The organism is Maribacter aurantiacus (assembly GCF_005780245.1).
GTDB lineage: Bacteria > Bacteroidota > Bacteroidia > Flavobacteriales > Flavobacteriaceae > Maribacter > Maribacter flavus.
Window position 1 is genome coordinate 37,543 of record NZ_VBUK01000009.1, and the last position, 13,882, is coordinate 51,424.

Below are 13,882 nucleotides of genomic sequence, written 5' to 3' on the forward strand. Positions count from 1 at the left end.
ATAAGCGGGCCATAAAAAAATGGCTCGCTACTTTCAATAATAGATTATTATGGTTCAAAACATTACTCTTAGGGAAAATGAATTATTCGATGAGTGGCGAAAAAGGACACCCAATCTAAGTGAGGACGGACTTATTGATTCTAAATCCTACGTAGATTCGAAAGTAAAGATTCTTTACCTGTTAAAGGAAGTCAATTCCGAAGAGGGATTTAACTTAAAGGACTTTGTGAAGCAAGGTGGTAGAACCCAAACTTGGGGTAATATTGCAAGATGGACGTGTGGAATATTAAATCATGAAAAAAATTTTGAGTGGGACGAAATTGAAAAAATAAAAAACAAAGACCTGCGCAGGGAATGGCTTAAATTTATTGGTGTCATAAATATTAAGAAAACACCTGGGGGCCACACTGCCAATTCGAAAGCACTATGGAAAGACGCATCGCAGGGCAAGGATTTTTTACAGAGGCAGTTTGAGCTATATTATGAGAATATGGAGACCCGGCCTGACATAATAATTGCATGTGGCACAGAAACATCAAATTTCTTCCATGAAATTGTACCATTTGCAACTGACAAATATTGGCTTTTCACGAAAAGAGGCGTTCCATTTTATGAATATGAAAAGAACAAATATTTTGTCAAATATGCACACCCCGAGGCACGAGTTTCAGACAATTTATTATTCTATGGACTCGTTGATGCCATACGAGAATTAAAGGGGAGTGCGTAGCACTCTATCAGAGGACAAACTTTGGAGCCAAAAAAGAACTATTGAATAAATCTCCCATTATTCCTTTTGAAAAGGGGAGATTGATTAAATTTTGGCCAAATGAAATTAACATGAAATACAATCCTATACTATTCATGCGTATTGCTTGGATGAAAGATTATAAAGGTGTAACAGTTAATGATATTCCCTCCGGTGCAGGAAGTTATGTTGATAAAAATAAGGATGGAGGAGAGGTATATAACTTCATGCCACTTGATAAAAAGCTTTACGGCTATGCAAGAATGCAAAATGGGCGTTCAATTAATATAGATAAACTTGGAGCAAACAGTTCAGACAGTAGTATTGAAGGAGTAACTGTAGTTTTTATTTCAAAACACCCAGGTACAGGTGGGCAATACATAGTGGGTTGGTATAAAAATGCAACACTATACAGAAAATTACAAAATATTGAACATAGTGATCGCGGAGAACATACTTCTTATAATGTGTTGACAGATAGTTCCAATGGAAAACTAATATCAGAGGATGATAGGGTATTTAGTATCCCTCATGGTAAAAAAGGTTGGCCAGGTCAGACCAATGTGTGGTATTTACCTAAAATCGGCAAAGACTCTTTCCTTTCCAAACTGAAAGGCTATATGTCCGACCCAGATACTTGGATTGATAGAACCCGTAAAAAAATTCCACCACTTACCGGATTCCAAAAAGATTTTGAAAAACGAAAGCAAATTGAGATTGCTGCCATGGAAAAAACTGCAGAATATTTTTCAAGGAGGGGTTTTGAAGTAAAGGATGTATGTAAACTTAACTACGGTTGGGATTTGGAGGCAAAGAAAGGAGAACAGACTTTGCTGCTTGAGGTCAAAGGATTGAGCGGAAAATTTGGAGAATACGGATTTGAAATAACCCCAAACGAATTTGTTAAATCGAAAAGGAATCGCAAACATTTTCGATTTTGTATATTAAGCTATGCCCTAAAATCAAAAGATCAGCAATTGGATATTTTTTATTATCAAAACAGCAACTGGAGAACAATTGATGGTAAACAAATGAAAATCGAAGAGATTCGTTCGGGTAAGGGCATATTAGTTTAACAAAATCGGGAACGTAGTGGATATTCGGCTTATGGAACTCATAAAGGTCAAACAAGGAAAACGGCTACAATTCATTAACAATGAATACGAGCATTTTATGGAAGTGTTCCAGGTGACCGACAGGCCAGAGCAATCCGAAAATGGATATAAAATTAGATTGAATGGTGAACTTGTTGGCGACTTTAGAACATATCCTCCTTTTTCAAAAGAGTGTAAAACCTTAATTAAGGATTATAAATTAGAGGAATATTAAAAGTCCAAAATAGCAAATGAATGGATATGACCCAACAAGACAAGGAGGATTTTCATCAAGCAAAGCGAATATATGCTGAAGCGATGGTAAGATTATTCGAGAGTGAAGGCAGGGCCTCCGTACATAGGAGCTTAAAGGAACTGTTCGCCGACCAAACCCTTAAACTATTTTCTTCTGATTATTCTAAGGATGAACTTTACAGAATCATCATGGGTATTAAAAGGGATAACTTTAATAAAGTTTTAGAAAAGCAAGCAGTTCTATTTAAGGGAAGCTTACAAAATGGGCTTTCAAAACTAGAAGGAATTTTACTTAATTTAAAAAGCTATACCAACGAGCTAATCCTAGTTGCTTCATAAACTAATAGATAACCGGTAAAAGTTGCATTTACAGTAGCAACACCAATTAATAATAATGAGATTATATTTCATTTCTTTTATGTCCTTCTTATTGTCATTGAACATGTTTGCGCAGGATGTGAAGGTTAACGGTATAATTATAGATGAATCAGGTTCTGAAGTCCCTTTTGCAAGTGTGATATTTTCCAGTAAAAATGATTCTACAATTACATATGGCACTTTAGGTCTTGAGGATGGAAGCTTTTCCCTAATCTTGAAAAAGGACGAATATATTGTAGAGGTATCAGTAGTAGGGTTGGTCTCAAAAAGCTTCAATTATAACCTTAAGGGCAACGGTGATAGTATAGATTTAGGAAAATTGAGTATACAATCCGAAACCCAATTGGATGAAGTTGTAGTAAGAAATACCACCTCTGCAGTAAAGTTAGGACTTGATAAAAAGGAGTATGATGTTTCAAAAGACCTTCTTTCCAAAGGAGGAACATTGGCAGATGTAATGCAGAATGTTCCCTCCGTTCAAATAGATGGGAGCGGAAATTTGAGTTTACGGGGAAATGCCAATGTACTCATACTTTTGGATGGCAAACCAAGTGGTTTTGCCAGTAGTGCCGAATTTCTTCGTTCAATACCTGCGAGCAGCATTGCCAAAGTGGAAGTTATAACCAATCCATCTGCAAAATTTACGGCAGAAGGTGCCGCGGGTATTATCAACGTCATCCTAAAAAAAGGAACCGTAAGGAAACTTAATGGAAGTGCCGAGATCTTTACGGGCTACCGTTTTAATATTGGTTCCAATGTAAATCTGAACGGCGCCGCTAAGACCGGTTCTTGGTATGCCAATACTGGAATAGGATATTCGGAGCCTTTGGGCAAGAGTTGGATATCTTTGGATGACTTTATTTCCGAGCCAGATAGTACAGAACAAAACTCCGAACGTTTGCGTAAGCAACTATATGTTTTGCTGAACGTAGGCGGAGACAAAAATCTCGGTGAAAAACAAACATTATCGGGAAGTGTAACATATCGAAAGGTTGTGGCAAATAATGAAAATACTACTGATTACGAGGATTTTAATAACAGAACGCTAACCTCTATAATCAACAGGTTTGAGGAAGAGGATCAGAAAGGAAGTTTTTTTCAGGGTAGAACGGATTATAACATTCGGCTAGATACCTTGGGACAAAAGTTTGAAGTGGGTTTTAATGCGGAGTTTTCCAGAAATAATGATGATGCTCAAATATTGGAAAACAGGGTATTTCCCGAATTAAACAATAATGGCCTGGATATTACTTTCAATGAAGAAAACCGCCGACAATATTTAGTATCAGCAGATTATACTTTACCCTTTCAAAAGGAATCTAAATTGGAATTAGGTTATTTATCTACCTTGGGTTCTACAAGAAACGATTATGGAGTTCGTACTGAAGCCGATATGGGGTTCGTTGATATTCCTGAGTTCACGAACAATACCGAATATCGGGAAAATGTTCATGCATTTTATGGACAATACACAGGTTCGTGGAACAAATTATCCTTCAAGCTTGGGTTAAGGTCCGAAACCACGGATATTTTGATCAAAGCAATGGCTACCGATTATCAAGAAGGAAAAAACTACACGGACATTTTTCCTTCGGCATTCCTAAACTATAAACTTAAGGGTGATGCGACATTCAATTTAAGTTTGTCACGACGCATTGGAAGACCTTATTACAAATTGGTAGTACCTTTTTCAAGCTACACGGACAGGCGTAATATTTTTGTGGGAAATCCAGACATAAACCCAAGGTATATAAGTAGTGCGGAATTAGCTTATTCAGGAAAGATACTTGAAAAGTTTCAAATTATACCAACGCTTTACATTAGGGATACCAAGAACGAGATGGAGTTTTTTGTGGAGAGGAGAAACGTTACTGTGGGGTCCGAAACACGTGAGGTGTTTGCTTCGACAATTGCGAACATCGGCAATTATACCGCTTATGGCTTGGAGTTGGGAATAGTCCATAAGCCAACCAATTGGTGGGACATATATCTCGAAACCACCTTCAATGGTTTCAAACAGGTTGGAAATGTCAGGGGTGCAAGTTTCAATGGTGAAGGACTATTGTTTTACGGAAGGTTCAACCATACAATAAACCTTTTCAAGTCTATGAAACTGCAATGGCAGAACAATTATAGAGGACCCATTGAAACAGGACAGTACAGACGTAAAGGGATTTACTATATGAACTTGGGACTGAGCAATTCTCTTTTTAACGATAGGTACACATTAACTGTCAATTATAGTGATGTGTTGAATTCCAATAAAAGAATCGTCACAACCTATGGTAATGGTTTCATCAGGGAATTGACACTCCAGAATAGGGTTCCTCAACTTAATCTGTCCCTTTCTTATAGGTTTGATTCTAAAAGCAAGGTTAAAGAGGGATTACAATATGATGATGTTAAAATCATAAATTAATTCTGAATCATGAAGGTTTAAAACAAACTAAGAAACAATTACCATTAAGTATGGCATTAATTATTGAAATAGTAAGTGTTGTTTTGAATCTGCTTTTCCTTGTGTTTCTCCTGAAAGAGAGAATAATTTGTTGGTTATTTGGAATACTCGGGTCGCTTACTAGTATGTTACTATTTTATCAATCGAAGTTATATTCGGAATGTATTCTTTATTCATACTATGTTTTAATGGGTTTCTATGGCTATTACCTTTGGAAACAAAAGAAGGAGGGCCATAAGTCCTTAAATATTTCAAAATGGAGTTTAATTAGTCATTTGTACATATTGATAGTTGGAATTTCACTATCAATTACAATGGGTTATTATTTTGACAATTATACGGACGCTGAAAAATCTTATCTTGATTCGGCCACTACTATATTCAGTTTTATAGCCACGTATATGGAAGCGAAAAAAGTCTTAAGTGCTTGGATATTTTGGATTATTTTAAATGGTTTGAGTATCTATTTGTATTTTTCTAGAGGTCTAAATATTTATGCACTTTTAGCTCTTGTATATTTTGTTGTTTCCTTTTACGGATATTTAGTTTGGAAACAAAAGTATAATAAGCCAGATTATAATGTGAGCATATAAAGAAATATCTGAAAGTTTAATAAACGATACCGTGAAGACATTAATTTAAGTTGCACGATTTTTGTAATTTTAATTTAAAGAATCGATATGGGCACATCTGAATTAAATACTATAAAAAAGGAACTTGTTAGCTGGATTGAGTCCTTAAAGGATGATACTCTTGTTGGATTGCTCAACTCGGTTAAACTTTCCAGTGAGGGCAAATCAGGTGATTGGTGGGAGGAGCTTAGCGAAAGTGATAGGGTTAATATTCTTGCTGGTATTAGGGATTTTGAACAAGGGCGTACAATGAGCTCAAAAGACTTTTGGAACGGTCTTGCCAATGGATAATGTAATTCAAGTAAAGTGGACCGAAAGGTCACTTTCAAATGCACTTGACATCAAGGAATTTCTTAGGGTCAAATTCAGTAAAAAAGAAGTTTTCAAGTTTGAGTACCTTCTAAAACAATTTGAAAATACGGTTTCGAACTTTCCGACCCTTTATCCCCAATCAAAAAGTCGAAAGTCACTACGGAGGGCAGTGATCCATAAAAGATTGACTGTCTATTATGTGTTCAAAGAAAATAGGGTAACCGTAATCGCCATAAAGGACAATAGACAACGTAAACCAAAATATTAAGTTTTGAGAAAATGAGCTTTTTGCCAACAGGCCTTGATTTGTAGTGCAAGTGCAAGATTTTACATTTTCCTTAAAAATCCTAAGAAGGGAATTTATTTGATGATTTCTATTTATTAAGAAACAAATTAATTATCGATTGACACCAAATTTGACACCATAAAAAATATAAATCCCTAAAAATCAATTGATTAATAGGGATTTAAGTACTCGAGGCGGGACTTGAACCCGCACGGGCAAATGCCCACAGGATTTTAAGTCCGGCGTGTCTACCAATTCCACCACTCGAGCAGGACTTATTATTTTAAACAAAAAACTCCACCAGGGGTGACTGAGCGGAGTTCAAGTCGAGCGAAAAACGGGATTCGAACCCGCGACCTCCACCTTGGCAAGGTGGCGCTCTACCAACTGAGCTATTTTCGCATTTTTCGAAAATCGCTTCAAGCAACTAAATCTTTGATAAAAAATCTATCGCTCTATTCCTATCCAATACGTATTGGAGAAATGGAATGCTATTTCGAATGTTTTTAAGAACGTACATCTCCTAAAAGATGCGGATGCAAATTTAATACAATTCTATAAATGTCAAAGTAAAAAAAGCAAAACTATGGCTTTTCTTAGGAGGTGGCTTTCTTCTTTTTTGATAACAAGCGTTTTATCTCGTTCAATTTCATCAAAGCCTCTACAGGCGTCAGCGTATCAATGTCCAGATGCAGGATTTCTTCCTTGATTTCCTCCAGTAAAGGGTCGTCCAAATTGAAGAAACTGAGTTGCATATCATCGGGCACGGAGCTCATTTTTTCCGTAAGTTCCTCGCTGGAGTGGGATTTCTCCAATTTCTTGAGAATCTTATTTGCTTTTGCGATTACCTGCTGGGGCATGCCCGCCATTTTGGCTACGTGTATACCAAAGCTATGTTCGCTGCCACCAGGTGTCAATTTTCTGAGGAACAATACGTTATCCTTTAGTTCCTTTACGGAGACATTGTAGTTTTTAATACGGTCAAAGGTGGCCGCCATTTCGTTCAATTCGTGGTAGTGCGTAGCAAATAGCGTCTTTGCCCTCGCTGGATGTTCGTGTAAATACTCCGAAATCGCCCAAGCGATGGATATGCCGTCATAGGTGCTAGTTCCCCTGCCAATTTCGTCCAAGAGGACCAAACTGCGTTCGGAAAGGTTGTTGAGGATGGAGGCGGTCTCGTTCATTTCTACCATAAAGGTCGATTCTCCCATCGATATGTTGTCACTGGCGCCTACACGGGTAAAAATTTTATCCACATAGCCAATTTGAGCAGCTTCCGCCGGCACAAAACTTCCCATTTGGGCCAAAAGCACGATAAGGGCCGTTTGTCTCAGAATGGCCGACTTACCGCTCATATTGGGACCTGTAATCATGATAATCTGCTGGCCACTGCGATCTAAGGATATGTCATTGGCAATGTAGGCCTCCCCTAGCGGTAGTTGTTTTTCTATGACCGGATGGCGTCCGTTCTTAATGATAATGCCCGTAGAATCATTGAGTTCAGGGGCAACGTATTGATTTTCCTTTGCCAATTGGGTAAATCCGCAGAGACAGTCGAGCTGTGCGATCAAGTGCGCGTTGTTTTGAACGGGCTGTATGTATTCCTGCATCCACACGATCAACTGGGAGAAAAGTTGCTGCTCCAGAGAGGTGATACGTTCTTCCGCCCCTAAAATCTTGGACTCGTATTCCTTGAGTTCCTCCGTAATATAGCGCTCCGCATTGACCAAGGTCTGTTTACGTATCCAGGATTCCGGAACCTTGTTTTTGTGGGTGTTCCGGACTTCTATGTAATATCCAAAAACGTTGTTGGAAGCAATCTTAAGCGAGGAAATACCGGTAGCCTGTGTTTCGCGTTCCAGCATCTGGTCCAGATAGTCCTTCCCACGGGTTGCCAGTCCCCGTAGTTCGTCAAGTTCTTCGGAAAAACCTTCGGCAATGACATTTCCTTTTAAAATGTTTACGGGGGCTTCCTCGTTCAGCATTTCCTTGATCTTGTTTCGCAAAAGATCACAGGAATGCAATTTGTCCCCAATAAATGCCAATGCCTCGTTTTGGGAATTGCTGGTAAGCTGTTTTATAGGTACGACGGACTCCAAGGAATTCTTAAGCTGTACTACCTCCTTTGGATTTACCTTTCCAGTAGAAATCTTGGAAATGAGCCGTTCCAAATCGCCCATATGTTTGATGTTGGACTGTAATTTGTGAAGTATTTCCTCGTTTTCGAACAAGTGTTTTACAACCTGATGCCGACTCTTTATTTTTTGTACGTTTTTAAGTGGTAAGGCCAACCAGCGTTTTATCATTCTTCCTCCCATGGGCGAGAGCGTCCTATCGATAACATCCAACAGCGTAACGGCATTTTCGTTGTTGGAATGGTACAGTTCAAGGTTTTTTATGGTAAAGCGGTCCATCCAAATATACTCGTCCTCGGAGATACGCTGCAGGGTGTTGATATGCTGTAACTGCCTATGCTGGGTTTCGGATAGGTAATGCAATATTACCCCCGATGCAATTATACCCTGTTCCAAGTGGTCCACCCCAAAACCTTTCAGGGATTTGGTCTTAAAATGGTTGGTGAGATTTTCAAGGGCATAGTCTTCTTGATAGACCCAATCTTCCATGTAAAAGGTGTGGAAGCTAGTGCCAAAGATTTCGGCGAATTCCTTTTTATGCGATTTCGCGATAAGGATTTCATTGGGCGAGAAATTCTGTAAAAGTTTGTCCACCTGCTCTTCGTTTCCTTCCGAAGTCAAGAACTCCCCAGTGGAGATATCCGCAAAGGCAACCCCTATTTTTTTTCTTCCGAAGTGAACGGCACATAGAAAATTATTGCTTTTGGAATTTAGGATATCGTCGTTTAAGGCTACGCCCGGTGTTACCAACTCCGTGACCCCTCTTTTTACGATGGTCTTGGTCTGTTTGGGGTCCTCTAACTGGTCACAAATGGCCACACGTTGCCCGGCCTTCACCAATTTGGGCAGGTATGTGTTCAAGGAATGGTGGGGGAAACCGGCAAGTTCCGTCCGGTCACCGCCATTGTTTCTATGGGTAAGAATGATTCCCAGAATTTTGGATGCCTTTACGGCATCTTCCCCAAAAGTCTCGTAAAAATCGCCCACACGAAAGAGCAACAGTGCATCAGGATATTTGGTCTTGATGGTGTTGTACTGTTTCATCAAAGGGGTCACCTTTTTCGTATTTCCTTTCGCTGCCACGGGTTTCTACCTATTTTTGTCGATTCAACACGAATATATGGCATTCCCCATGCGATTTGAATTTTTGTTGATATTTACCGTCGATAGTTGAAAAGTATCATTATGAGAAAATTGAGGAACGAGGAACTGGAAAGACTGGATGTGGACGCGTTTAAGAAAACCGAAAAAATTCCGGTTTGTATCGTATTGGACAACATTCGAAGTCTGAACAATATTGGCTCCGTATTTAGAACCTCCGATGCCTTTTTGGTGGAAAAAATCTACCTCTGTGGTATTACCGCAAAACCGCCCCATAAGGACATTCATAAAACGGCCCTTGGCGCTACCGATAGTGTGGAGTGGGAGTATGTGGAAGAAATTACGGATTTGCTGCCAAGACTTGGTTCCCAGGGCTATCTAAAGTTGGCGATTGAGCAGGCGAAAGGTGCACGGATGCTTCATGAGTTTATGCCCCAAAAAACGGGAAAGTATGCGCTGATTTTTGGTAACGAAGTGAAAGGGGTACAGCAGAAAGTAGTGGACGCCTGTGATTCCGTTTTGGAAATTCCCCAATTTGGAACCAAACATTCCTTGAATATCTCCGTGAGCGTGGGGGTGGTAATTTGGGATTTTTGGAGCAAACTTCAAAAATAAAAGCCCGGCATAACCGGGCCTTTCGTATAGTTTGAGTTAGTTAGTTTCTCAAAAGAGCCAACCAAGAAAGTAAATTCATTTCTATTGTGCAAGAAATTTGCCAAAATTGTGTTAATCCCTCTGTTGAAGTGCAAAGCTGGAAATACTTTCTAAGATGGTTTTGTAATCAGTTTTTTTATTTACAAAGTCAAGCTCGGAAACATCCATAATCAATTGGTTTTGTTGTGGATACGTCCTTAAAAAATTGAGATAACCGCGATTTATTTTCTCAAGATATTGGGCGTCGATGCCCATCTCGTAGTCTCTGCCCCGCATTTTGATCTGCTCCAAAAGTCGCTCCGTGGTCTGGTACAGATAGACGTATATTCTGGGTTTTTTGACCTCTTTGTACATGAAATTGAAAATCTTTCGGTAGAGATCAAATTCATCTTTTTGAAGGGTCACCTTGGCAAAGATGAGCGACTTGAAGATATCATAATCACTGACCATAAAATTCTTGAAAAGGTCGAATTGATTGGTATCGTCCATGTATTGCTGGTACCTATCGGCCAAAAAGGACATCTCCAATGGAAAGGCGTACCGCGACTTGTCCTTGTAAAAATTTGGCAAAAACGGATTTTCGGCAAAACGTTCCAGAATCAGTTTGGCATTGAAATCCTCCGATATTTTTGTGGCCAAACTTGTTTTACCGGCACCTATATTTCCTTCAATAGCGAGAAACTGTACATCGGAAAACAACTCCATCTTATTTTTAAAGAGTTTGATGGGCAGCTTGGTAATCTCGCTCTTGTCCCTGGTTTCCTGTAACAAATTTCGGGTGTCCTTGTTTACGATGGGATGGTAGAATTGAGGGGCGATATCGGCCAAAGGTTTAAGTACGAATTTACGTTCCGCCATTCTGGGATGCGGAAGGGTCAATTGGTCCGTATCCACTACAAGGGTTTCATAATAAATGATGTCAAGGTCTATGTTCCTGCTTTGGTATCCAGATTCTAAACTTCTTTCACGCCCTAACTGTTTTTCAATGGCCAAAAGTTGCTCCAATACCTCCGCTGGTTTCAAGGTCGTTTGGGCTTCGAGACAGACATTGTAGAAATCATCAGACTCAAAACCCCATGAGGGCGTATTATAAACGCTCGATACAGCGGTGACGTCGCCAATACGCTCCCCAATCATGAATATTGCTTTTTGTAGGTTGTTGCGTTTTTGGCCCAGATTACTGCCTATGGAAAAATAAACTGTTTGGGATTCTGTCATAATATAATGGCAAAATAACTAAAACAAATTCACATTGGTTATCTTTGGAAGCTAATAAAAATTGCGTTTTCATGAAGTTTTTGAGAAACCTTTTAGCGGCAATTCTGGGTACCTTGATTGCTTTGGGAATAGTCTTTGTGATGTTTTTTGTATTCATCGCTTTGCTGGGCAGCGGTGATGATACCGTAAAAGTCAAGGACAATTCAGTTTTGGAAATACAACTGCAGCGACCCATAGCGGATTATACCGGTAGCAGCGAACTGAATCCGTTTTCAGGTCTTTTCGAGGAATCCCAAGGTTTGGACGAAATTCTTCAGGCAATAACGGTTGCCAAGGATGATGACAGGATAAAGGGCATAAGCATCAACAATAATTTTTTACTGGCCGGATTGGCCCAGACCCAAACACTTAGAAAAGTATTGGAAGACTTTAAGGAATCCGGGAAGTTCATATACGCCTACGGCGATTTTTATTCCCAGAAGGATTATTATTTGGCCAGTGTGGCGGATTCCGTTTTCTTGAATCCGGTAGGGGTAATGGATTTTAGGGGACTTTCTTCCGAAGTACTTTATTTTAAGGACTTACAGGAAAAAACAGGTGTGAAAATGGAGGTGATTCGGCACGGGAAATATAAAAGTGCCGTGGAGCCCTATTTGGAAAATGAAATGAGCGAGGCCAATAGGACCCAGATAAAGGAGCTGATCCAATCCCTTTGGGATTCCATGATAGACGATATTTCCATTTCTCGAGGGATTTCAACTTCGGACCTAAATACCATCGCGGACACCTTGGGTGGTAGGCTGCCCAAATATGCCAAACAAAACCGATTGATAGATGACGTTCTTTTTTATGATCAATACGAAAGCGTTATCGCCAAGGCACTCACCGAAGAAGAAAATGAGGATATCAATTATATATCCTTGGACGACTACACCCAATATTCCTCGAAAAAAGTAGTTAGGTCCGGAAACGATAAGATTGCGGTCATTTTTGCCCAAGGCGAAATCCTTTATGGTGAAGGTGGACCGGATATCATAGGTCAAGGAATTATCAACGAGGCCTTGATCAAGGCGCGGGAGGATGAAAAGGTAAAGGCAATCGTGCTTCGCGTAAATTCACCTGGAGGTAGTGCCCTAACTTCGGATATTATCTGGAGGGAAGTGGAACTGGCCAAGGAAGTGAAGCCCGTAGTGGTGTCCATGGGGAACGTAGCGGCCTCTGGCGGTTATTATATTGCGGCCGGAGCCGATAAGATTTTTGCCGAACCCACCACCATTACGGGATCGATCGGGGTTTTTGGAACGATTCCCAATATCGAAGGCCTGGCCAAGGACATCGGTATCAATGCGGAGCAAGTGGGTACCAATAAGAACTCGGTAGAGTATTCCCTATTTGAGCCTATGGGCGAGGCCTTTAGGAACCAGGTGCAGGAGAGTATCGAGGATACATATGAAACCTTTTTATCACGGGTTTCCAATGGCAGGAACATTTCCATGGCCCAGGCCGATAGCATTGCCCAGGGCAGGGTTTGGAGCGGTGTGGACGCGCAACGATTGGGCTTGGTAGACGAGCTAGGTACGTTGGAAGATGCCATTGCAGCGGCCGCAGGCATGGCCGAAATAGAAAGTTACGGCATACGCAAGTACCCCAAGTACAAATCGGGATTTGAGCGTTTTATGGAAGATATTTCCGGTGCCGGAGCGAAGATGAAGGAAAATATGGTCAAGGAGGAAATCGGGGAGGAAATGTATCAAGTACTTAAAGACATTAAATCCTACATGAACCAAAAAGGCATCCAGGCCAGAATGCCCTTTACCCTGAACATCGATTAAGATGGTGCAAAAGGATAAATTGTTGGCCAGACGTATCTATTTGTACCTTGGTGCGCTGTTCATCACTTCGCTGGTAGTGTCCAATCTTATCTTCCAAAAGTTTTTCTATTGGAAGCCCTTTGGGGACCTTACCGTTTTTGGGGTTTCCCTGTTCGAAATTTCAGTAGGGGTGTTGCCCTATCCCATAACTTTTTTGATTACCGACTTGATATCCGAAATTTTTGGACGAAAAAAGGCAAACCAGATCGTGACCGCCGGTATTTTCGCCTCATTTTTCTCCATGGGACTGGTACTTTTGGCCGATGTGGCCCCTGCCATAGAATCATCTCCATTGGATGATGCTATTTTTAGCAGGGTATTCGCGCTCTCGCCCATAGCGGTTTTGGCCTCCATGCTTGCGTATTTGGCGGCGCAGTACATTGATATTGCCATTTACCATTTCTGGAAAAGGGTTACCCAGGGAAAGTACCTATGGCTTCGGAACAATTTTTCAACCTTTCTGTCCCAATTTGTGGATACGTTCACGGTCGTAGGTTTGCTCTGTACCTTTAAGGTCTTGCCATGGGACCTGTTTTTCGGCCTTGTGGTAAGCGGCTTCCTTTTTAAGATATTTATTGCATTGATCGACACCCCTTTCCTTTATTTCTTCGTATATATCATGCGGAAACGATTTAACCTCGCTATAGGTGAGGAAATCGACCTTGATGCATAATAATCGCGGTGGTTTTTGAGTTCTATCGGTAGCATCAACAATCGGTAGAAAAACGTCCATAATTCCC

12 protein-coding genes and 2 tRNA genes are annotated in these 13,882 nt (G+C 40.3%); 10 read left to right on the forward strand and 4 right to left on the reverse strand.

Going from position 1 to position 13,882, the window contains the following annotated elements:
- The first annotated feature begins 49 nt into the window (after positions 1 to 49).
- From FEK29_RS13865 to FEK29_RS13895, 7 genes are all read left to right on the forward strand, one after another.
- Complete coding sequence (locus FEK29_RS13865; protein WP_138259041.1) at positions 50 to 730, forward strand: hypothetical protein; 681 nt, start codon at positions 50 to 52, stop codon at positions 728 to 730.
- A gap of 41 nt (positions 731 to 771) precedes the next feature.
- Positions 772 to 1,824 carry a protein NO VEIN domain-containing protein gene (locus FEK29_RS13870; RefSeq protein WP_138259042.1) on the forward strand — a complete coding sequence of 351 codons (1,053 nt, stop codon included), beginning with the start codon at positions 772 to 774 and terminating at the stop codon, positions 1,822 to 1,824.
- 16 nt (positions 1,825 to 1,840) lie between these two features.
- On the forward strand, positions 1,841 to 2,077 hold the full coding sequence (locus FEK29_RS13875) for a hypothetical protein (RefSeq protein ID WP_161595364.1): 237 nt from the start codon (positions 1,841 to 1,843) through the stop codon (positions 2,075 to 2,077).
- A gap of 26 nt (positions 2,078 to 2,103) precedes the next feature.
- The gene (locus FEK29_RS13880; protein WP_138259044.1) at positions 2,104 to 2,436 is read left to right on the forward strand and encodes a hypothetical protein; all 333 of its coding nucleotides are present in this window, start codon (positions 2,104 to 2,106) and stop codon (positions 2,434 to 2,436) included.
- Positions 2,437 to 2,491: 55 nt separating this feature from the next.
- Positions 2,492 to 4,894, forward strand: a complete 2,403-nt coding sequence (locus tag FEK29_RS13885) for an outer membrane beta-barrel family protein (protein ID WP_138259045.1) — start codon at positions 2,492 to 2,494, stop codon at positions 4,892 to 4,894.
- Between the two features lie 50 nt (positions 4,895 to 4,944).
- On the forward strand, positions 4,945 to 5,526 hold the full coding sequence (pnuC, locus tag FEK29_RS18205; RefSeq protein ID WP_138259046.1) for a nicotinamide riboside transporter PnuC: 582 nt from the start codon (positions 4,945 to 4,947) through the stop codon (positions 5,524 to 5,526).
- 87 nt (positions 5,527 to 5,613) lie between these two features.
- Positions 5,614 to 5,856 carry a hypothetical protein gene (locus FEK29_RS13895; protein WP_138259047.1) on the forward strand — a complete coding sequence of 81 codons (243 nt, stop codon included), beginning with the start codon at positions 5,614 to 5,616 and terminating at the stop codon, positions 5,854 to 5,856.
- Between the two features lie 493 nt (positions 5,857 to 6,349).
- On the opposite strand, the gene FEK29_RS13900 is transcribed toward FEK29_RS13895, so the two are convergent.
- The 3 genes from FEK29_RS13900 to mutS form a co-directional block, all read right to left on the reverse strand.
- A tRNA-Leu gene (locus FEK29_RS13900) sits at positions 6,350 to 6,433 on the reverse strand.
- 59 nt (positions 6,434 to 6,492) lie between these two features.
- Positions 6,493 to 6,565: transfer RNA gene (locus FEK29_RS13905), tRNA-Gly, on the reverse strand.
- 194 nt (positions 6,566 to 6,759) lie between these two features.
- Complete coding sequence (mutS, locus tag FEK29_RS13910; protein WP_138259048.1) at positions 6,760 to 9,342, reverse strand: DNA mismatch repair protein MutS; 2,583 nt, start codon at positions 9,340 to 9,342, stop codon at positions 6,760 to 6,762.
- A gap of 141 nt (positions 9,343 to 9,483) precedes the next feature.
- Between mutS and FEK29_RS13915 the strand changes: the two genes are divergently transcribed.
- The gene (locus tag FEK29_RS13915) at positions 9,484 to 10,014 is read left to right on the forward strand and encodes an RNA methyltransferase (RefSeq protein WP_138259049.1); all 531 of its coding nucleotides are present in this window, start codon (positions 9,484 to 9,486) and stop codon (positions 10,012 to 10,014) included.
- 111 nt (positions 10,015 to 10,125) lie between these two features.
- On the opposite strand, the gene folK is transcribed toward FEK29_RS13915, so the two are convergent.
- Positions 10,126 to 11,271 (reverse strand): 2-amino-4-hydroxy-6-hydroxymethyldihydropteridine diphosphokinase, encoded by a 1,146-nt coding sequence (gene folK, locus FEK29_RS13920; RefSeq protein WP_138259050.1) that lies wholly within the window; start codon positions 11,269 to 11,271, stop codon positions 10,126 to 10,128.
- A 71-nt stretch (positions 11,272 to 11,342) separates the two neighbouring features.
- On the opposite strand from folK, the gene sppA reads away from it, so the two are divergent.
- Both sppA and FEK29_RS13930 read left to right on the forward strand, forming a co-directional pair.
- Positions 11,343 to 13,103, forward strand: a complete 1,761-nt coding sequence (gene sppA / locus FEK29_RS13925; protein WP_138259051.1) for a signal peptide peptidase SppA — start codon at positions 11,343 to 11,345, stop codon at positions 13,101 to 13,103.
- 1 nt (position 13,104) lies between these two features.
- Positions 13,105 to 13,815: a queuosine precursor transporter gene (locus FEK29_RS13930; protein WP_138259052.1), complete on the forward strand. Its 711-nt coding sequence runs from the start codon at positions 13,105 to 13,107 to the stop codon at positions 13,813 to 13,815.
- The last annotated feature ends 67 nt before the right edge of the window (positions 13,816 to 13,882 follow it).